This is a genomic window from Ruegeria sp. CJ3 (genome assembly GCF_056536725.1).
This window is the reverse complement of record NZ_JBQFQE010000002.1, coordinates 49,488-69,584: the sequence shown is the minus strand read 5'-3', so window position 1 is coordinate 69,584 and position 20,097 is coordinate 49,488. Positions and strand designations below refer to the sequence as shown.

Annotated in this window: 21 protein-coding genes; 13 read left to right on the top strand and 8 right to left on the bottom strand. The window is 62.5% G+C overall.

All coding sequences use genetic code 11. The features are described 5' to 3' along the window. Positions 1-135: 135 nt before the first annotated feature. The 6 genes from nthA to ACR0J1_RS03420 all read left to right on the top strand — a co-directional run bounded on the left by nthA (position 136) and on the right by ACR0J1_RS03420 (position 4,295). On the top strand, positions 136-750 hold the full coding sequence (gene nthA, locus ACR0J1_RS03445; RefSeq protein ID WP_480730527.1) for a nitrile hydratase subunit alpha: 615 nt from the start codon (positions 136-138) through the stop codon (positions 748-750). Continuing rightward, complete coding sequence (nthB, locus tag ACR0J1_RS03440; RefSeq protein ID WP_480730525.1) at positions 747-1,424, top strand: nitrile hydratase subunit beta; 678 nt, start codon at positions 747-749, stop codon at positions 1,422-1,424. Before nthA ends, nthB begins: the two co-directional genes overlap by 4 nt. After that, positions 1,421-1,756, top strand: a complete 336-nt coding sequence (locus tag ACR0J1_RS03435; protein ID WP_480730523.1) for a nitrile hydratase accessory protein — start codon at positions 1,421-1,423, stop codon at positions 1,754-1,756. Before nthB ends, ACR0J1_RS03435 begins: the two co-directional genes overlap by 4 nt. Before the next feature lie 217 nt (positions 1,757-1,973). Next, positions 1,974-3,266, top strand: a complete 1,293-nt coding sequence (locus ACR0J1_RS03430) for an adenylosuccinate synthase (RefSeq protein WP_480730521.1) — start codon at positions 1,974-1,976, stop codon at positions 3,264-3,266. Further along, entirely contained in the window at positions 3,266-3,508 is a 243-nt protein-coding gene (locus ACR0J1_RS03425; protein ID WP_480730519.1) for a DUF2842 domain-containing protein, read from the top strand. The genes ACR0J1_RS03430 and ACR0J1_RS03425 overlap by 1 nt, the downstream gene beginning before the upstream one ends. A gap of 82 nt (positions 3,509-3,590) precedes the next feature. Next, the gene (locus ACR0J1_RS03420; protein WP_480730517.1) at positions 3,591-4,295 is read left to right on the top strand and encodes a porin family protein; all 705 of its coding nucleotides are present in this window, start codon (positions 3,591-3,593) and stop codon (positions 4,293-4,295) included. A gap of 152 nt (positions 4,296-4,447) precedes the next feature. Here the strand turns inward: ACR0J1_RS03420 and ACR0J1_RS03415 are convergent, their stop codons facing one another. Then, the gene (locus tag ACR0J1_RS03415) at positions 4,448-6,148 is read right to left on the bottom strand and encodes a hypothetical protein (RefSeq protein ID WP_480730515.1); all 1,701 of its coding nucleotides are present in this window, start codon (positions 6,146-6,148) and stop codon (positions 4,448-4,450) included. Positions 6,149-6,270: 122 nt separating this feature from the next. On the opposite strand from ACR0J1_RS03415, the gene ACR0J1_RS03410 reads away from it, so the two are divergent. Continuing rightward, on the top strand, positions 6,271-6,978 hold the full coding sequence (locus tag ACR0J1_RS03410) for a thiamine diphosphokinase (RefSeq protein ID WP_480730513.1): 708 nt from the start codon (positions 6,271-6,273) through the stop codon (positions 6,976-6,978). Here the strand turns inward: ACR0J1_RS03410 and ACR0J1_RS03405 are convergent. Genes ACR0J1_RS03405 through ACR0J1_RS03395 form a run of 3 tightly spaced genes read right to left on the bottom strand, consistent with a single transcriptional unit; the run spans position 6,923 to position 9,955 of the window. Then, positions 6,923-7,837 carry a DMT family transporter gene (locus tag ACR0J1_RS03405; RefSeq protein ID WP_480730512.1) on the bottom strand — a complete coding sequence of 305 codons (915 nt, stop codon included), beginning with the start codon at positions 7,835-7,837 and terminating at the stop codon, positions 6,923-6,925. The genes ACR0J1_RS03410 and ACR0J1_RS03405 overlap by 56 nt on opposite strands. A 44-nt stretch (positions 7,838-7,881) precedes the next feature. Further along, the gene (locus ACR0J1_RS03400) at positions 7,882-9,255 is read right to left on the bottom strand and encodes an L-serine ammonia-lyase (protein WP_480730510.1); all 1,374 of its coding nucleotides are present in this window, start codon (positions 9,253-9,255) and stop codon (positions 7,882-7,884) included. A gap of 1 nt (position 9,256) precedes the next feature. After that, positions 9,257-9,955, bottom strand: coding sequence for a glutathione S-transferase family protein (locus ACR0J1_RS03395; protein ID WP_480730508.1), 699 nt, complete (start codon positions 9,953-9,955; stop codon positions 9,257-9,259). A 167-nt stretch (positions 9,956-10,122) separates the two neighbouring features. Between ACR0J1_RS03395 and rpiA the strand changes: the two genes are divergently transcribed. From rpiA to ACR0J1_RS03365, 6 genes are all read left to right on the top strand, one after another. Then, positions 10,123-10,908 (top strand): ribose-5-phosphate isomerase RpiA, encoded by a 786-nt coding sequence (gene rpiA / locus ACR0J1_RS03390; protein ID WP_480730506.1) that lies wholly within the window; start codon positions 10,123-10,125, stop codon positions 10,906-10,908. A gap of 130 nt (positions 10,909-11,038) precedes the next feature. Further along, positions 11,039-12,397: a glutathione-disulfide reductase gene (gene gor / locus ACR0J1_RS03385; RefSeq protein WP_480730504.1), complete on the top strand. Its 1,359-nt coding sequence runs from the start codon at positions 11,039-11,041 to the stop codon at positions 12,395-12,397. A 72-nt stretch (positions 12,398-12,469) separates the two neighbouring features. Beyond that, positions 12,470-13,612, top strand: a complete 1,143-nt coding sequence (hflK, locus tag ACR0J1_RS03380) for an FtsH protease activity modulator HflK (RefSeq protein WP_480730502.1) — start codon at positions 12,470-12,472, stop codon at positions 13,610-13,612. Further along, complete coding sequence (gene hflC, locus ACR0J1_RS03375; RefSeq protein ID WP_480730500.1) at positions 13,612-14,505, top strand: protease modulator HflC; 894 nt, start codon at positions 13,612-13,614, stop codon at positions 14,503-14,505. Before hflK ends, hflC begins: the two co-directional genes overlap by 1 nt. Beyond that, positions 14,505-14,699: a DUF2065 domain-containing protein gene (locus ACR0J1_RS03370; protein WP_480529449.1), complete on the top strand. Its 195-nt coding sequence runs from the start codon at positions 14,505-14,507 to the stop codon at positions 14,697-14,699. The genes hflC and ACR0J1_RS03370 overlap by 1 nt, the downstream gene beginning before the upstream one ends. A 184-nt stretch (positions 14,700-14,883) precedes the next feature. Next, a complete protein-coding gene (locus ACR0J1_RS03365; RefSeq protein WP_480731303.1) occupies positions 14,884-16,320 on the top strand; it encodes a Do family serine endopeptidase in 1,437 nt (478 codons plus the stop codon). 227 nt (positions 16,321-16,547) lie between these two features. Here ACR0J1_RS03365 and ACR0J1_RS03360 read toward each other — a convergent pair whose 3' ends face one another. From ACR0J1_RS03360 to ftsY, 4 genes are all read right to left on the bottom strand, one after another. Continuing rightward, complete coding sequence (locus ACR0J1_RS03360) at positions 16,548-17,216, bottom strand: Crp/Fnr family transcriptional regulator (RefSeq protein WP_480529450.1); 669 nt, start codon at positions 17,214-17,216, stop codon at positions 16,548-16,550. Between the two features lie 108 nt (positions 17,217-17,324). After that, complete coding sequence (locus ACR0J1_RS03355; RefSeq protein WP_480730498.1) at positions 17,325-17,930, bottom strand: inner membrane-spanning protein YciB; 606 nt, start codon at positions 17,928-17,930, stop codon at positions 17,325-17,327. Between the two features lie 16 nt (positions 17,931-17,946). Then, positions 17,947-18,849: an EamA family transporter gene (locus ACR0J1_RS03350; RefSeq protein ID WP_480730496.1), complete on the bottom strand. Its 903-nt coding sequence runs from the start codon at positions 18,847-18,849 to the stop codon at positions 17,947-17,949. An 88-nt stretch (positions 18,850-18,937) separates the two neighbouring features. Next, positions 18,938-20,074 (bottom strand): signal recognition particle-docking protein FtsY, encoded by a 1,137-nt coding sequence (gene ftsY / locus ACR0J1_RS03345; protein WP_480730494.1) that lies wholly within the window; start codon positions 20,072-20,074, stop codon positions 18,938-18,940. Between the last annotated feature and the right edge of the window lie 23 nt (positions 20,075-20,097).

Genomic DNA, 20,097 nt, shown 5'->3' with positions numbered 1-20,097 from the left:
GTGGCGTGTATCGCGTGGTACTTATGCAAGTTTGGTTCCGGGGGCAAGGGACGAGTTGGCATCACGGATGCTGATGTTGCACATCACGGCAAAGGGACTGGACAGGGCGTTGATCTGTAACGCAGGCTGCGTCTCATGCCACATGACGATCACGACCACCCGCACGCCCTTTTGCCTCCTGAACCTGCGCTGCGCGTCAAAGCGCTCGAGACGATTCTGACCCGCAAGGGGCTGATCGATCCGGCGGCGCTGGATGAGATTATCGACACTTATCAGAACAAGATCGGCCCGCAGAACGGCGCGCGCGTTGTTGCCAAGGCGTGGAGCGATCCTGCGTTCAAGGCGGCCTTGCTTGAGGATGCCACACCGGTTGTTGCCGATCTGGGTTATTTCGGGCGTCAGGGCGAACATATGGTGGTGGTCGAGAACACGCCGGAACAGCACAATATGGTCGTCTGTACTTTGTGCAGTTGCTACCCATGGCCGCTGCTCGGTATTCCTCCGGGTTGGTACAAATCCGATGCGTATCGCGCCCGCGCGGTACGCGAGCCGCGCAAGGTGCTGGCGGAATTCGGCGTGACGCTTCCTGAGGAGACTTCGGTCCGTGTCTGGGATTCGACCGCCGAGATGCGCTATCTCGTGCTGCCGATGCGCCCGGAAGGGACCGAGGGGATGAGTGAGGACGAGCTGGCAGCCATTGTCAGCCGTGACAGCATGATCGGCACCGGTCTGGCAAAGGTGCCCTCATGACCCGCGTGCATGACATGGGCGGACGGTTTGGCGATGGTCCGATCAATCCCGAAGCCGAAGATGCCCCGATCTTTGCCGAGGATTGGCACGCGCGAGCGCTGGCGGTGACGCTGGCCTCGGGCTTTCTGGGGCAGTGGAATATCGACGTGTCGCGCCACGCGCGCGAATGCCTGTCGCCGAAGGACTACGCCCGGTTTTCCTATTACGAAAAGTGGATGGCCGGGCTGGCCGACCTGCTGGTGCAGCAGGGCGTGCTGACATTGGATGACCTGCGCGGAGAAACCGCGGACGCGGACCACCCGCTGGCCTCGCGCAAGCTCCGGGCCGAAAATGTGGCGACCGCGCTGGCCAAAGGTGGTCCCGCCGATCGTCCGTCGAATGTCGCCGTGCAGTTCGAGGCCGGGCAAGCCGTCCGCACCGTGCGCCCCACGGCCAATCAGCTGGTCGAGGGCGGCCATACCCGCCTGCCGATCTATGCCGCCGGCGCAACGGGCCGCATCCTGCGCCTGCACGGCACCCATGTCCTGCCCGATTCTAACGCGCACGGGCTGGGCGAAGCGCCCGAACCGCTTTACGCGGTGGTATTCCCCGCGTCCGAGCTTTGGGCCGATCCGGAACATCCGCGCGATGAGGTCGTGCTGGACCTGTGGCAATCCTATCTGGAACCGGCATGAGCGAGTGTATCACCCATTCCGCGCCCGAGCCTGTCTTTGCTGAACCCTGGCACGCGCAGGTCTTTGCCGTCACCGTGGCGCTGAACGAAGCGGGCCGTTTTGACTGGCCCGACTGGGCGGCGCGCTTTTCGCAGACGCTGAAACGCAATGGGTTGAATAAAGAGCTGGATGGCGGTGACGACTACTTTCGCGCTTGGCTTGAAACGCTCGAGTCACTTCTGACCGAGCAGGGCGATGCCGCCCCTGACGACATCGCGGCGCTGCGGAATGCCTGGGAAGAGGCGTATCTGACCACTCCCCACGGCAAACCTGTGCGCTTGTCGCAAAGTTAGAAGGGGCTCTGCCCCCGCCGCCCTTTGGGCGACTCCCCCGGGATATTTCTGGCCAGATGAAGCAGGGGATCCGGATCTTCATCTGGCTAAAAATATCCCCGCCGGAGGCACCGCGCGGCACGCGCGGTTTTGATCTGCGGCGAATTATCGGTTTCCCTGCCGCGGTCGCGCCGCTATACGAGCCGGGTTTGAAGACTCAGCGCAAAAAGGACCGGATATGGCCAACGTGGTTGTTGTCGGCGCCCAGTGGGGTGACGAGGGAAAAGGCAAGATCGTCGACTGGCTCAGCGAGCGGGCGGATGTGATTGCGCGTTTTCAGGGCGGGCATAATGCCGGGCATACACTGGTCATTGATGGTGAGGTTTACAAGCTGCACGCGCTGCCTTCGGGTGTGGTGCGCGGCGGTAAGCTGAGTGTCATTGGTAACGGCGTTGTTCTGGACCCGTGGCATCTGATCAAGGAGATCGGGACCATCCGGGCGCAGGGGGTCGATATCAACCCCGAGACGCTGATTATTGCTGAGAACACTCCCTTGATCCTGCCGTTTCATGGTGAGTTGGACCGGGCGCGCGAGAGCCAGAACTCGGTGGCCAAGATTGGCACCACGGGCCGTGGGATCGGGCCGTGTTATGAGGACAAGGTGGGGCGCCGGGTGATCCGGGTGGCAGACCTGGCCGATGATGCGACGCTGGCATTGCGGGTGGATCGGGCTTTGGTTCATCACAATGCGCTGCGCAGCGGGCTGGGGCTGGAACCGATCGACCGGGATGGGCTGATCGCGCAGCTGAAAGAGATTGCGCCTGAAATTCTGCCCTTTGCCGCGCCGGTCTGGAAGGTGCTGAACGAAAAGCGCAAGGCCGGTAAGCGTATCTTGTTCGAAGGCGCGCAGGGTGCTTTGCTTGATATTGATTTCGGGACCTATCCTTTCGTCACCTCGTCCAATGTCATCGCGGGGCAGGCCTCGACCGGGGTTGGCATCGGGCCCGGCTCGATTGATTTTGTGCTGGGGATCGTAAAGGCCTATACCACCCGTGTGGGTGAAGGACCGTTCCCGACCGAGTTGGATGACGCAGATGGCCAGCGACTGGGTGAACGTGGGCATGAGTTTGGCACCACCACCGGTCGCAAGCGTCGGTGCGGCTGGTTCGATGCTTGTCTGGTGCGTCAGACCTGCGCGACCAGCGGTGTGAACGGCATTTCGCTGACCAAGCTGGACGTGCTGGATGGGTTCGAGACGCTGAAAATCTGTGTGGGGTATGAATTGGACGGCACCCGTCTGGACTATCTGCCCACCGCCGCCGATCAGCAGGCGCGCTGTACGCCGATCTATGAAGAGATGCCGGGGTGGAGTGAATCCACCGAGGGCGCGCGCAGCTGGGCCGATCTGCCCGCCAACGCGATCAAGTATGTGCGCCGGGTCGAGGAACTGATCGACTGCCCCGTTGCTCTGCTGTCCACCAGCCCGGAGCGGGAGGATACCATTCTGGTCACCGACCCGTTTGCCGACTGATGGGCGGGGACAACAAGCCCGGCCTTAGCTATAAGGCGCGGCGACGCTGGTCGCTGGTCATTCTGGTGGTCGGGCTGCCGCTGTATATCATGGTTGCGGTGCGGGTGATCAGCCTGTTCGACCGCCCTCCGATACTGATCGAGCTGTTGGTCTATATCGTGCTGGGCATCCTTTGGGTGCTGCCGTTCAAGTTCGTGTTCCGCGGGGTTGGCAAGGAAGACCCAGATCAGGATCAGAATTAATCACCTCGGTTGTCCCGACACCATCAGAGTGGCACTGTGCCCGCAACTCAGACGTGTAGCAGGCAGAGGCAGGCAAGGCATCATGAATCGGATATTGGCAGTCGTTGTTGCAGGTTGTTTTGCGCAAGCCGCGCAGGCAGATGACTGGAGCTATACGGTTGCGCCCTATTTCTGGGGGCCGGAATTCAGGACATCGCTTGATGTAGGGCCGAACCCGCCGGTGAACGGGGACACGTCGATCTTCGATATTCTGGATGGTGCTTTCCTGATCGCTGGTGAGGCCCGGAACGGGCCCTGGGCGATCGGAGGCGAGTTCAACTATCTTGATCTGGGCGATGATGTCACGGTCGGGCCGTTTGACGACGCTGCCAGTTGGGACATGGATGGGACCATGACCTCGATCGGGGTCAGCTATGCGGTTTACGAAGATGATCAGTCGCGGTTGGAGGCGATGGGCGGGCTGCGACACTGGGATCTGGATGTCTCGACCACAGTACTGGATCGGACTTTCAGCACCGATCAAAGCTGGACCGACCCTTTGATCGGCGCGCGCTATAGTCGGGTTCTGAACGACCGGTGGAGTGTTACCGCGCTGGGCAATGTCGGCGGCTTTGGCTACGGGTCCGAGTTCCAGTGGGAGGCGCTGGCGCAGGCGAGCTGGAAGTGGAAGCACGGTATCAGCGTCGCAGGCGGATACCGGCATCTGGACGTCGAATTTCAGGAGGGGCGCGAGGTGATCGACCTGATCCTGACCGGTCCTTATGTGGCGCTGGCATTCAACTTTTGATCCGTTCGACTGGCTGCCGTGCAGGTAAACAGCTGATAATAATATATCTTCCTTGATTCACTCTGCCGCGCGCAGCGCTTGCACAAGGACAGGGCCAGAGTTGCCTCTGGCCCTGTCGCGTTTCGAGGGGGGTATTTCTGTGTGGCCGGGGCTCAGCCCGCGGCGCGTTCGTCGTCATCGGGGCGGAACCCGATCTGGGTCGAGGCGGCAAAACGCCCGCCGCCAGCCTTTTCGATCTTACCGTCGCGCAGCAACTGGCCGAACGACCGCAGGCTTTCTTCGCGATTGAACGCCTCTTGCTTGAGCGAACGGACCTTATTCATCAGCTGGGGCCGCGAGAACTGTTCCTGGCCTTCGATGAAGGACAGGTACGAGGCCGCGGCCTCGAGCAGGTCGGGCAGCGACTGGGCACCCTGTTCCTGCGCAAAGGTGGCAAAGCCGCCTTCTTCATCGGCAGCACCTTCTTCGACCGTGGTCACGCGGCGCGGGGTCACCGGGGCGGCGTCGGCGTCGTCGTCCGAGGCGTCGACACGCTGTTCGGCCACCAGTTTCAGCGGCGCGGCGGCAGGGGCCGTCGGACGGGCGCTAGTGACCTGAACCTCGGGGCGGCGGGGGCTGACGACCGAGGCCAGATCGCCGCGATAGTCATCCTCGGGGCCGGTGGCCTTGCCGTCTTGGTCGGTGCGTTCGGCCTCGGTCGCAGCAACGGCGGTGCGCAGGTGCGAATAGGTTTCGCGCTGATCGGTGGTGGTTGGATCGTCCAGCCGCTCGCCAGCAGTGTCCATCAGGCGCGAGACGTCCTGATCCAGGCCTGACATCGGTGTCGGCTCAGTCGGGGTGGCGGCGACCAGTTCGGATTCGACCAGTGCGATTTCATCCAGCAGCAGCGCCTCGTCCTCGGCCGAGATAACGTCACGGGCGATATCGGCCAGCGCCTCAGAAGGGGCTTCTTCCGCGTCGGTCTCAGCGCTCAGGATGTTGGCCTCATCCTCGGGGGTCTCTTCCGCGTCAGACGCGTCGTCGAGATCCGAGAACAGGACGTCACTGTCTGTCACGTCATTCTCGGCAACATCAGCGGGCGCATCGTCCTGCTGCGCGGTCTCTTCTTCCTCGACCTCGGGTGTGGGGACCAGAGCGGTCAGGTCGATGTCGTCTTCGGTGACTTCGTCCTCGTAGGCGTCCTCGTCCGCGGCGAGGGTCGAAGTCAGTTCGGTCAGATTGACCTCATCCTGTTCGATGTCTTCAACCGGTTCCTCGGCGGGGGCGGCGCTGTCTTCGGCCTGTTCCGGCAGGGGGGCCGGTTCGTCCAGATCGGCAGGGCTGAGTGCGCCGGCCTCGAAAGCGGCAGAGATCGCGTCGACCTGCGGCTCGGCGGGCTGAAGATAGCTGGTATCTTCATCCTCGGCATAGGCCGGGGGGGTATCATGGGAATGCGAGACCACGGCGCGGATACGCTGCAGCTTGGCCGCGATGCTGTCGGCCGCCGGTGCGGGCTCGGCTGCGGGTGCGGCCGGGGGCGTGACGCTGGCGGCGGGCTGAACCGGATCGGGGGCCGGGGCGGGTGCGACGGCAGCGGGGGTCGGTGCTGCGGCGGGGGCCTGGGTTGCGCGCAGCAGCAGGCCGCTGTCGTTCTGGCTGGCTTCGACCTGACGGGCGGCATCGCGCTGGGCGATGCGGGTCAGCATTTCGGCGTCGGGCTGAGGGGGTTCCGATCCGAAATAGCGGTCATCCGCCGCAAGATCGCGGAAGTATTCGGCGATGGCTTTCATCGTTTCAAATGAATCGTCGAAGCCTTCCAAAGTGCACGAGAAGGTCCCGTAGGAAACGGTTAATACCTTGTTGTTCTGTACCATCAGACGCACGTCCTCTACAAACTACCAAGTCACATTGCCCAACACAGCTTTGGGCAATCGACTTCAAACTGTAGCTATGAGTCTATCATTTTGTGGTCTCATTATGTCCAAAACCGGGAAATATGGTCAATCTTGCGAAAAATGCGGCAATTGTTCGGGCCGAGGGGGCAATCGGGCTGTTTGGCGGTGGGGAAATCGGCCCCGGCGACGTGAATCTGGTGCTGGAGCGGGTCGATTCTGCCGTCGCGGCGGATGGCGGTGCGGCGGCGCTGATTGATTCGGGGCGTGTTCCGGATGCGGTGATCGGAGATTTCGACTCGCTGACGGCAGCCCATCGGGCGCAGATTCCCGAGGATCGGTTGTTTCCGATCCGGGAACAGGACAGCACGGATTTCGACAAGGCGCTGCGCCATGTTCAGGCCCCTTTGGTGCTGGCTGCGGGGTTCTTGGGCGCGCGGGTGGATCATCAGTTGGCGGCGTTCAATAGCCTTGTGCGTTGGCCAGATCGCGCCTGCCTGCTGCTGGGCGCGCATGAGGTTGTGTTTCTGTCTCCGCCCCGGATCACGCTGAATCTGACCGCGGGGGCCACCGTGTCATTGTTTCCATTTCAGCGCATAACGGGGCGCAGTCGGGGGCTGGAATGGCCGATTGACGATCTGGTGCTTGAGCCGGACGGGCGGGTCGGGACCTCGAACCGGGCGATCGGAGAGGTGACGCTTGAGGTGGACGGTCCGGGCCTGCTGGTGATGGTGCCGCGTGGGGCACTGGATCACGTCATGCAGGCGTTTCTGTCGGGCCGGTGCGGGCATTGGCCCGCTCGTGCAGGATGACGTAAAGCCCGGCGGCGATGGTGATCAGGATGCCGATGGCGGCCAGCCCGTTGGGCAGGTCGCGGAAGATCAGCCAGCCGATCAGCGTGGCGACGGGAATTTCCAGATATTGCATTGGGGCCAGCGTCGCCGAGGGCGCATAGCGCAGCGACCACGTCATCAGCAGATGGGCGACCGTGCCCAGAACTCCGATCGCCATCAGCAGCCAGAGCGTTTCGACGTTGGGGGTGATGAACGACAGTTGATCGACACCCGCGCGCGTTCCCAGCAGCAGGACCGGCAGCAGGATCACCGTTGCCATCCCTCCGGACACGGCCTGCAGCGCGATGGGGTCGACCTCTTTGGCGATCTGGCGGGTGACGAGCATGAACAGGGCGAAGACCACGGCGACGATCAGGGGCAGCAGGGCGGGAGCTCCGACCTGGGCAAAGCTGGGCTGGATCACCAGCAGGGTGCCGATGAAGCCGATGATACAGGCGATCAGGCGGCGGGGGCCGACCTGTTCGCCCAGCACGAAGCGGCCCAGCAGCAGCATGATGAAGGGCATGACAAAGGCGATGGCCACGGCGTCGGCCAGCGGCAGGAACAGAAGCGCGCTGAACATGGCCGAGATGCCAGCAATATGTAGAAGGGTGCGGATCACCGTTAGCCGCAGGATGCGCCCGCGCATCCGCCACGGGCGGCCCGTTGCGGCGATGAGCGGAGCTAGAATGAGCACCTGCACCGCGAAGCGCACCCATACCAGCAGGGCGATGGGGGTGGTCTCGCCCAGCACTTTGGCCATGGCGTCGCCCAGCGGGGCAAGCACGCAAAAGCCAAGCATCAGAACGATGCCGAATACGGGGCGATCCTGGGTCATGGCGGGCACGCTAGGTCAAGCGGTGCCCGGGGGGAAGGGCAAACTCAGCAGTTGGGCACGTTCACGGCCAGCCCGCCCAGCGAGGTTTCCTTGTATTTCTCGTGCATGTCATGGCCGGTCTGGCGCATGGTCTCGATCACCGCGTCCAGCGGGACGAAGTGGTGGCCGTCGCCACGTAGCGCCAGCGAGGCGGCCGAGACTGCTTTGATCGCGCCCAGACCGTTGCGTTCGATGCAGGGAACCTGCACCAGACCGGCAACCGGGTCGCAGGTCATTCCCAGATGGTGTTCCAGCGCGATCTCGGCGGCGTTTTCCACCTGCTCGGGCGTACCGCCCATCACCGCGCACAACCCGGCGGCGGCCATGGCCGAAGCGCTGCCGACCTCGGCCTGGCAGCCGGCTTCGGCGCCTGAGATCGAGGCGTTATACTTGACCAGCCCGCCGATGGCGGCGGCGGTCAGCAAGAAATCCTCGATCCGGGATTCGGACGCCCCCGGCACGTGGTCGAGGTAATAGCGCAGTACCGCAGGCAGAACGCCTGCCGCGCCGTTGGTGGGGGCGGTGACGACCTGTCCCCCGGCGGCGTTTTCCTCGTTCACGGCCATGGCGTAGACGCTCATCCAGTCGTTGATCGTGTGCGGGGCGTTCAGGTTCATGCCGCGTTCAGCCACCAGCGCGTCATGGATGCCTTTGGCGCGGCGGCGCACATGCAGGCCGCCGGGCAGGATGCCGTCGGTGGTCAGGCCACGCTCGATACAGTCGTTCATCACCTGCCACAGCCGGGCCGAGCCTTTGGCAAAGCTTTCGGGGCAGCCGCGCGCGATCTCGTTGGCGCGCTTCATCTGGGCGATGGTCTTGCCGCTGTCCTTGGCCATCTGCAGCATCTGCACGGCGGATTCGAACGGGTAGGGCACGGGCGGGCCATCATTGGTGTCCTTGCCTTCGGCCAGTTCTTCCTCGGTCAGGACAAAGCCGCCTCCGACCGAATAGAACACCTGCCGCAGGATCACGTCGCCCTGCGCGTCGGTGGCCATCAGGATCATGCCGTTGGCATGGCCGGGCAGGTTATGTTCGAAGTCAAAGATCAGGTCGGCCTTGGGGTCGAACTGCAGCGTCGGCAGGCCCTCGGGTGTAACCGTGCGGGTCTCGTTGATCTGCGCCAGCGCCGCCTCGGCCTTGTCGTTGTCATAGGTGTCGGGGACAAAGCCTGCGAGGCCAAGGATGGTCGCCCGGTCGGTCGCATGGCCGACGCCGGTAAAGGCCAGTGAGCCGTGCAGCGATCCGCGCAGGCCCGAGAACTCGAACGGGGATTCCCGCATCATGTCGAGGAACCTTGCGGCGGCGACCATGGGGCCCATGGTGTGGGACGAGGACGGGCCGATGCCCACTTTGAACATTTCGAAGACAGAGAGAAACATATCAGATAGCTGAGCCTTCTGGTGGATTGGCATGGGTCGGAGAGGTGAAGGGGGTGACCCCCAACCCCTCGGCTTTGATTGCGGCGCGCGTTGCGGGGCGCATTTCCAACTGCATCAGGATGTTCTGCAGATATGGGGTGTCGGCCAGTTGGTACCAGCTGCGGTCGGCCTGCGCGGGATAAAGAGCCATCCAGCGCATCATGCAGGCGACGTAATAGGTCAGAACCGAGGCTTGCGTGCTGAACCAGTCGGGGCCTTGATGGGCCAGCGCGTCGAGCACGTGCAGGTGCTGGCGCAGCCGGGGGCGGATGCCCGCGCGTAAGGCTTCGGCCTGTGCGGCCTCAATGTATTTCTCGGCGTAGAACAGGATGCGCAGGTCGGCGTGCAGGGTGTTCGAGGCAAAGAACAGGTATTTCAGAAACGCAGCCCGGTCGGGACTTTCGGGGCCGGGGGCCATCTGCCCGTGGGTATCGCCCAGCCACAGCAGGATCGCGGCGGTTTCAAAGATCGGGCCCTGTGCGGTTTCCAGCACCGGGATCAGCCCGTTGGGGTTCAGCGCCCGATAGGCCGCACTGTCCTGTTCGTTCCGGGCGCGGTCGACCAGAACGGTGTCATAGGGCAGGCCCATCTCTTCCAACACCAGCCGGATCACCAGCGAGGCGTTGTCGGGGGCGTAATGCAGGCGGTAGGGCGTCTCCATGACCTCTATCTATGTGCTGCAGCGGCGGTACGTCACCCTGATTGCGACGTTTCCTATCGGAAAGGCGTATTCCAGCGGCATGTTAGCACAGGTGCGGGGCGATTTGCCTCTCGCAGTCGTTGGGGGCATTCCGTATAAGGCGGGCAGAATGCTTGGGGGATGTTGTCATGAGCAAAGATTTGTCGCCGATCGACAAAGCCAAATATGTTGCGGCCTACCGCGCCGCCGATCTGGTCGAGGACGGGATGCGCGTGGGTCTGGGCACCGGATCGACCGCCGCGTGGCTGGTCAAGCGTCTGGGTGAACGCGTGCGCGACGAAGGGCTGAAGATCAAGGGCGTGCCGACCTCGACCGCCACGGCGCAGCTGGCGCGCGAGGTCGGGATCGAGGTCGTCTCGCTGGATCAGGCCGGATGGCTGGACCTGACCGTTGATGGCGCGGATGAGTTTGATGATGAGTTCAATCTGATCAAGGGCGGAGGTGCGGCGTTGCTGCAGGAAAAGATCGTGGCCACGGCCAGCGATCAGATGGTGGTGATCGCCGATGCGGGCAAAGAGGTCGAGACGCTGGGCGCGTTCCCCTTGCCGGTCGAGGTGATCCCTTTTGGCTGGCAGACCACGCGCACCCTGATCGAGGAAGCACTGGACACGATGGACGTGCTGGGCACCTCGGTCACGTTGCGCATGAATGGTGAGGCCCCGAAGGTCACGGATGAGGGCAACCATATTCTGGACCTGCATCTGAAACGTATCGGTAACGCACGGCAACTGGCACTGGTGCTGAACCAGATCCCAGGTGTTGTCGAAAACGGGTTGTTCATCGATATCTGCGACAAGGTCATCGTTGGCTATGGCGATGGCCGGGTCGAGCTGCGCGACCTTAACGCGGGCACAGTTGAGACCGATTTGCTGGGCGAGAGCGGGGATAACCTGTTTTCCGATCTGGCGGACTAAGCGCTGGGCGGGTGGTTTGGTAAGCGGCGGAAGAAAAATCGCAATTTCGGCTGCCGGGGGGTTGGCAGTTGGAAATTTGCGCCCAGATATCCAGTGAATTTTGGTCACGCGGAATAAAAGGAACGCACCTATGAGCTTTGACTATGATCTGTTCGTCATCGGAGGCGGCTCGGGCGGGGTTCGCGCGGCACGTGTGGCGGCGGGTGAGAATGGGGCCAAGGTGGCGCTGGCGGAAGAGGATCGCTATGGCGGGACCTGCGTGATCCGGGGCTGTGTGCCCAAGAAATTGATGGTTTTCGCCAGTGAGTTCTCGGGCATGGTCGGGGATGCGCAGGAATATGGTTGGGACATTCAGCCGGGTGCATTTGACTGGAACACCTTCCACGGCAAGCTGGTTGCTGAGCTGGACCGGTTGGAAGGCATCTATCGCAATATCCTCAAGAACAACGGTGTCGAGAGCTTTGATCAGCGGGCCCGTGTGGTTGATCCGCATACGGTCGAGCTGGCCGACGGTACGCGCAAGACGGCCAAGCATATTCTGATCGCCACCGGTGGTCGCCCTGTCGTGCCCGAGTTTCCGGGGTCTGAACTGGCCATTACCTCGAACGAGATTTTCCATCTTGAGAAGCTGCCCGAAAGCATTCTGATCGTGGGTGGCGGCTATATCGCCTGCGAATTCGCCGGGATCATGAACGGGCTGGGCGTGAAGACGACTCAGTTCTATCGCGGGGCACAGATTCTGCGCGGCTTCGACGATGAAGCGCGCGGGCTGATCAGTGAAGAGATGTGCCAGAACGGTATCGATCTGCATCTGGGCACCAATGTGCTCGAGATGGCCAAGGATGGCGACAAGATTCGCGTGAAGGCCACCAATGGGTCTGAGCAATCGTTTGATGTGGTGATGTATGCCACCGGCCGCGCGCCGAATGCGGATGATCTGGGGCTTGAGGTTTTGGGCGTTGAACGCGGCCGAAAGGGCGAAATCATCGTGGATGAATACAGCCAGACCGGCGTGCCCTCGATCTATGCGATCGGAGATGTGACGGACCGGGTGAATCTGACCCCGGTGGCGATCCGCGAAGGCATGGCCTTTGTCGAGACCGTGTTCAAAGGCAACCCGACGCCTGTGGATCACGAGCTGATCCCGACCGCGATTTTCACCCAGCCTGAAATGGGCACCGTGGGCCTCAGCGAAGAAGAGGCGGCGGCGCAGGAACCCATCGAGGTGTATGCCACCTCGTTCAAGCCGATGCAGAAGGCCTTTGCAGGTGGCACGCAGCGGGTGCTGATGAAGCTGATCGTCAGCCAAGCGACCCGCAAGGTGCTGGGCTGTCACATCGTGGCGCCGGGCGCGGGTGAGATGATTCAGCTGGCCGGGATTGCCGTCAAAATGGGTGCCACCAAGGAAGATTTCGACCGCACGGTTGCGGTTCATCCGGTGATGGCTGAAGAACTGGTGACAATGCGGCAACCTGTACGCACGGCTTGATTTGCAACCGCGCGCACACACGTTACAAGGGAAGCCGTGATCACACGGTCCAACACAAGGGAAAACACACATATGGCGGGCAACAGCGGCGGCCCCTGGGGGGGCGGAGGCTCATCCGGTGGCGGAGGAAATCGGGGTAACAACGGGGACGGGCGCAAGCCCCCCGAAGGCGACGGCCCGCAGATCCCCGAGATCGACGAGCTGATGAAAAAGGGTCAAGAGCAGCTGCGCGTCCTTATGGGCGGTCGTGGCGGCGGTGGCCGTGGAACCAACGGCTCGGGCGGCGGCGGTGGTCCGGCGTTTACCAAGGGGACCGTTGCGATTGGTTTGTTGGTCGCCGCGGGTCTTTGGGGCCTGGCAAGCTTTTATACGGTCAAACCCGAAGAACAGTCAGTTGAGCTGTTTCTGGGCGAGTTCTCGGCTGTCGGAAATCCGGGTCTGAACTTTGCGCCCTGGCCGTTTGTGACGGCCGAGGTCATCCCCGTGACGCGCGAACAGAACGAAGACATGGGCGGTGCCCGTGGCAGTGATGACGGTCTGATGCTGACTGGCGACGAGAATGTGGTCGATATCGATTATCAGGTCGTCTGGAACATCAATGACCCGGCCAAATACTTGTTCAACCTGCGCGACCCACGTCAGACGATCCGGGCTGTGTCTGAATCGGCGATGCGCGAGATTATTGCGCAAAGTGAACTGGCCCCGATCCTGAACCGGGATCGTGGTGTGATTGCAGACCGCCTGCAGGAACTGATCCAGTCGACAATGGACAGCTACGACTCGGGCGTGAACATCGTCCGTGTGAACTTTGACAAAGCCGACCCGCCGCAGGACGTGATTGCCGCGTTCCGCGACGTTCAGGCCGCCGCGCAGGAACGTGACCGTTTGCAGAACGTTGCTGACGCTTACGCGAACCGGGTTCTGGCCGAAGCGCGTGGTGAAGCCGCGCAGGTTCTGGAAGAGGCAGAAGCCTATCGCGCCCAGCAGATCAACGGTGCGCAGGGTGAGGCCAGCCGTTTCAGCGCGGTTCTCGAGGAATATTCCAAAGCACCCGATGTGACCCGCAAACGTCTCTATCTGGAACGGATGGAGCAGGTTCTGGGTGACGTGGACAAGATCATTCTGGACGAGAACTCGACCGGGTCAGGACAAGGCGTCGTGCCCTACCTGCCACTGAACGAGCTGCGCCGTAATTCCGGACAGGAGAGCAACTGATGCGTAAAGCGACATTTATTCTGCCCGTCGTCTTCATCGCGATTGTTGGCGTCCTTTCGTCGATTTTCATCGTGGATGAGCGTGAACGGGCCTTGGTTCTGCAGTTTGGTCGCGTTGTCGCGGTCAAGGAAGAGCCCGGTCTCGCGTTCAAGATCCCTCTGATTCAGGAAGTCGTCCGTTACGATGACCGTATTCTGTCAATCGACGTACAACCTCTGGAAGTGACGCCTCTGGATGATCGCCGTCTGGTGGTCGATGCCTTCGCGCGTTACCGGATTTCCGATCTCGAACAGTTCCGTCAGGCCGTTGGTGTCGGTGGCATTCCGGTCGCCGAAGATCGTCTGGACCGCATCCTGCGCGCCGAAACCCGTGAGGTTCTGGGTTCGGTCTCGTCCCGTGACATCCTGAGTTCCGACCGTGCCGCGCTGATGCTGCGTATTCGGAACAGCGCGATTGCCGAAGCCCGCGCGCTGGGCGTTAACGTGATCGACGTGCGCCTGAAGGCGACCGATCTGCCGCAGGCCAACCTTGAGGCGACATTTGACCGGATGAAAGCCGAACGGGAACGTGAGGCGACCGACGAACGCGCCCGTGGTAACGAAGCGGCGCAGCGTGTGCGTGCGCAGGCGGATCGTACCGTGGTCGAACTGGTCTCGGACGCCAACCGCGAGGCTGAGATCATTCGCGGTGAGGCCGACGCCGAGCGCAACGCGATCTTTGCCGAAGCCTATGGCGCGGACCCGGAGTTCTTTGAATTTTACCGCTCACTGACGGCTTATGAAAATGCCCTGCAGGGCAGCAACAGTTCGTTGATCCTGAGCCCGGATTCCGAGTTCTTCAACTATCTCGCCTCGCCGACCGGACGGCGGGCACCGGCTGCGGCCTCTGAATAATGGGTATGATCCTTCTGGCCTTCGGGCTGGTGCTGATTGTCGAGGGGCTGGCCTATGCGCTGGCCCCTTCGCTTATTGAACGGATGCTTGAAGCGTTGCGCGCGCTGCCCGAACAGGCGCGGCGGCTGATGGGGTTGCTGTGCGTGGTCAGCGGTTTCATCCTGTTGTGGGGCGCATATCAGGTGGGGTTTTAGCGTCTGGCCCTCACGTGCCGGTGATTTCCCCGCGATCCCGAGTTGCGGGCTTGGCCAAACTGACTACATTGGTTGCCAAGGGTGGGCTGCAAGCTAGGTCCCCGTGAACAGGTTTCGACAAGGAGAACCCCAAGTGCAGGCGAAAGCGCGCGTTGTGTCCGTCCGGCGGGACGAGGTTGGTGGAATGGTGCGGCTGATGTGGCTGGCCTTGGTGGGAATGCTGCTGGTGCTGGCGCAGACCGTGGCCGCGCAGGCGCGTGAAAGCCTTGCGCCGCTGGCCGAGCAGATTAGCCCGGCGGTGGTGAACATCACCACATCGACCCTGATCGAGGGCCAGACCGGTCCGCAGGGGATCGTGCCCGAGGGCTCTCCGTTCGAGGATTTTTTCCGTGAATTTCAGGACCGCAACGGCGGCGATGGCGAAAACCGCCCGCGCCGCAGCAATGCGCTGGGATCGGGGTTCGTGATCTCCGAGGACGGGTTCATCGTCACCAACAATCACGTTATTGCCGAAGCTGACGAGATCCTGATCGAGTTCTTCCCGGGCGACGGGCAGCCGGTCAAGGAATTGGTGGCCAAGGTGATCGGCACCGACGAAAAGACCGACATCGCGCTGCTGAAGGTCGAGGCCGAAGGGCCGCTGCAATACGTGAAATTCGGCAACAGCGACACCATGCGCGTCGGCGATTGGGTGATTGCGATGGGCAACCCGCTGGGGCAGGGGTTCTCGGTTTCCGCCGGGATCGTCTCGGCCCGGAATCGGGCGCTGAGCGGGTCTTATGACGATTATATCCAGACAGATGCAGCGATTAACCGGGGCAACTCGGGCGGGCCGCTGTTCAACATGAATGGCGAGGTGATCGGGGTGAACACCGCGATTCTGTCGCCCAATGGTGGCTCGATCGGCATCGGGTTCTCGATGGCGTCGAATGTGGTGATCAAGGTGGTCGATCAGCTGCGCGAGTTCGGTGAGACCCGCCGCGGCTGGCTGGGTGTGCGTATTCAGGACGTGACCGAAGACATGGCCGAGGCGATGGGGCTGGAAAAACCCGGCGGAGCGTTGATCAGCGACGTGCCGGACGGCCCCGCGAAAGAGGCCGGTCTGCTGGCCGGTGACGTGATCATCAGCTTTGACGGGGTCGAGGTCGAGGATACGCGCGGGCTGGTGCGGCAGGTCGGAGAGACCACCGTGGGCAAATCGGTGCGCGTCGTGGTGCATCGCGATGGCGGTACGCAGACCGTGCTGGTGACGCTGGGCCGCCGCGAGGATGCCGAGCGCGCCGAAGAGGGCGGAGAGCCCGAGGCCGAAGCGCCGGTCGAAGAGGACAAGGATATTCTGGGCCTGACCATTGCGCCGCTGGGCGACAGCCAGCGCGAGGAACTGGGGCTGGACGCCGATGCCGAAGGGCTGTTGGTGACCAATGTGGATGAAGCGTCGGAAGCCTTTGAGAAAGGCCTGCGCGCCGGTGATCTGATCACCGAGGCGGGGCAGCAGAAGGTGACCTCGATTTCAGACCTTGAGGCGCGGATGGATGAGGCGCGCGAGGCGGGGCGCAAGTCGCTGCTGTTACTGGTGCGCCGGGGCGGTGAGCCCAGATTTGTCGCGCTGAGCCTCGAATAGAGGACGCCGATAAGGAACAAAGGCCGGGATCAGCGTCCCGGCCTTTTTCTTTTTCGGGCTGGAAAAGGAAAAAGCCATATGCCCGGGAAGGCATATGGCTTTCGTACAGGGAGAGGTCGGTGGACAGATATCGGGGATGATAAAACCGACCTCCTACGGTAACAGGATTGACGTTAGGGCAATCTTAGGTTGGCGTATGTGAAGCGGATCACATCTGTGCCGAAAATTTAGATTAAATCGGATTCGGCCAGTTGTCGCAGCGCGTCGAAATCGTGAATCTGCAGCCCCCCACGAGAGGCTTCGACCACATTGTTCCGTTTCCAGGTCGAGATGGTTTTCGACACCGCCTCGCGCGTGGCGCCGACGAATTCGGCCAGTTCGCTTTGCGATAGGGTGATGCGGGCGGATGGCGTGTCCTGCTGACCGGCCAGATGCAGCAGCTTGCGGGCCAGCCGGATCGGCATTGGCAGAAACACCTGCTCGTTCAGTTGATCGCCCATCCAGCGCATCCGCAGCCCGGCCAGCCGGATCAGGTCGACCGCCAGATCGGGATGCTGGCGGATCTGGTCCATCACATCCTTGTGCCGCACTTTCAGCACGCTTGCGGGTTCCGCCGCGGTGATGGTTGCGGTGCGGGGGCCGCTGTCGAACAGCGCGATCTCGCCAAACACCTCGCCGGGGCGCATCAGTCTGAGCGACAGCTTGCGCCCGCTCATGGCCAGAAAGGACACCTCGAGCGTGCCCGAGAGGATGGCATAGAGCGCCTCGCCCGGGTCGCCCTGTTCGAACAGGATATCGCCCCGGTCCAGCGTGACCTCGGACGCCTGCGCGGCCAGCATGGCGCGCAGTTCCGGCGATGCCTCGGAGAGGAATCCGCTGTTGGGAAAGGCCATCATTCGGGCTGGTTTCTCCGGCTGAGTGGTGTGGGTGGTGACCCAGCTTTCCACAGCTTTGGCGTTAAGCCAAGCAATTTCATCGGATATTTCAGCCGCCCCGGCCCGCCGCTATTGCTGGTCGGGGTCGTCCATGTAGCGTTGCAACATGCTGAATTGCAGCATCAGGAAGGCCATCAGCGCGATGGGAAATCCGAAGGTTTCGATCTTGACCCAGAGGTCGGTCGACAGCGTGCGCCAGACCAGTTCATTGGCCACCGCCAGCACCGCGAAGCAGGCGCAAAGGCGTCGGGTCAGGATCATCCAGCCCTCGTCGCGCATGGGCAGCATCTCGTCCAGGACGTAGGCCAGATAGGATTTCCCCTGCAAAAGACCGATGCCGAGGATGGCCGAGAAGAAGCCGTAGACCAGCGTGGTTTTCATCTTGAAGAACCGCTCGTCATTGAACCAGGCGGTGAGGCCGCCGAAGAAGATCACCATGAAGGCGGTGAAGATCTGCATCCGGCTGAGCTTGCCCGTGAGGAACCACAGGATGCCCATGGCGGCCAGCATCAGGGGTACGAACAGGATCGTGGCGACGATGAAGCCCGAATATTCGGTGCCGCCGATCACGAAATTGTCATCACGCAGGCGCAGGTAGATGAAGAAGAAGGCGAGCGGAGGCCCGAGTTCCAGCACCTGTTTGAGGAAAGGGTTGATGTCTTTTTTCTCTGCCATGATTCCGACCTGCTGCTTACCCGCCCATTTCAACTATTACGGCGCCGAGTGCAATCAATGCCATGAGCGCGACGCGCCTTGGGCCGACGGTTTCCTTCAGCACAAGCCAGCCGATGAGTGCGGCGAAGACGGTGGAGGTTTCGCGCAGGATCGCGGCCTCGCCCACTTTGTCGAGGCGCGTGGCGAGCATGATTGAGCCGAAGGACAGTGGCGCGATGATGCCGCCCGCCAGCCCGCGCAGCATCAGCGGCCCAAGCGCGGGGCGGTGGATCATGGCGCGGTATCTGAGCGCGGCATAGAACGGTAAGGCCGCGCCGTCGATCATGAAAAACCACGCAAGGAAGGTGAACGGGTCGGCGGTGGCGCGGATGCCGTAGGCGTCATAGGTGGTATAGAGCGCCACGAACAGGCCCGTGGCCAGCGCCAGCCCTAGGGCGATGCCCAACGTCTCGCGGTTGGTTTCGAGATAGCGCAGATTGTAGGCGGCAAGTCCGAAGATGCCCGCCATCAGAGTGGCAACGCCGAGCCATTGGATGGCCGTGAAGGTTTCCTGAAACAGCAGGTAGGCTCCGATCACGGTGAAAAGCGGGCCGGTGCCGCGGACGACCGGGTAGACGACCGTGTACGAGCCTTTGGTATATGCGGCGGCCTGCAGCACTTTGTAGCCGATATGGATGAGCCAGACGACGGCGAAGATGGGCCACATATAGGGTTCGGGCCATGGCGCCACGAACAGCGCGAAGGGCATGGCCATCAGGCAATAGCAGGCGTCAATTGCGCCGCGCGACATCCACGGGTCGTGGCGGCCCTTTTGCAGCGCTCCGAAAGCGGCGTGCAGGAAGGCGGCCATCAGTGCGAGGCCGAGGGCGAGGTGATGGCCGGCTTCGGTGCCTTCGAGGGAGATCAGCCAGGTGCTCAACTGCGGGCCTTTGTCTGGGTGGAGAGCGTGGGGGGCTGTCTGCCCCCCACACCCCCCGAGGATATTTCTGGCCAGATGAAGGTCTGGATCAGGATTGCAGGCCCGTCAGGGCGGCGGCGAAATCTTCGGGGTCGAACGGGGCGAGGTCGTCGATTTGTTCGCCGACGCCGATGGCGTGGATCGGCAGGCCGAACTTGTCGGCCAGTGCCACCAGCACGCCGCCTTTGGCTGTGCCGTCGAGCTTGGTCATCACGAGGCCCGAGACATCGGCCAGCTTGCGGAAGGTTTCGACCTGGCTGAGGGCGTTCTGGCCGGTGGTGGCGTCCAGCACCAGCAGGGTGTTGTGCGGAGCGGTATCATCGACCTTGCGGATGACGCGGACGATCTTGGCCAGCTCCTCCATCAGGTCGGCGCGGTTTTGCAGGCGGCCTGCGGTGTCGATCATCAAGAGGTCTGCGCCATCGTTCTGCGCTTTGGTCAGGGCGTCAAAGGCGAGGCTGGCGGGGTCGGAGCCTTCGGGGGCGGTGAGCACCGGTACGCCCGCGCGGTCGCCCCAGACTTGCAGCTGTTCGACGGCGGCGGCGCGGAAGGTGTCTCCGGCGGCGATGACGACCTTTTTGCCAGCGGCTTTGAACTGGCTGGCAAGCTTGCCGATGGTGGTGGTTTTGCCGGAGCCGTTGACGCCCACGACCAGCACGACCTGCGGGCGTTTGGGGTAGAGGGGCATGGGTTTGGCCACCGGCTCCATCACGCGGGCGACTTCCTGCGCCAGCAGTTGCTTGATTTCCTGAGTGGAGAGTTTACGGCCCAGGCGCCCCTCGGCCATGTTGGCGGTGACGCGCAGGGCGGTGTCGACGCCCATGTCAGAGGCGATCAGAAGCTCTTCGAGCTGTTCCAGCATATCGTCGTCAAGGGTGCGGCGCACAACGGTTCGGGTATCGGTGCGTTTGAACAGACGGCTCAGCAGGCCCTTGGAGTCTGGTACTTCAGGCGGAGGTGCTGCGGGTGTCGGATCAGCCGGAGTGGGCGCAGGGGGTTCTGTTGGTTGCGGTACTGGTGCTGGCGCGGGAACCTCGGGGACCGGTTGCGGTTCAGGTTCGGGCTGAGGGATGACCGGATCGGGTGTGGTTTCCTCGCCGCCATCCTCGACAATCGCGTCCAGCCCCTGTTCGAGGCGCGAGGAGGATTTGAACAGCTTGTCCTTGAGCTTTGAGAAAAATGCCATTTTTGGTCTCCGCAGGTGGTCCC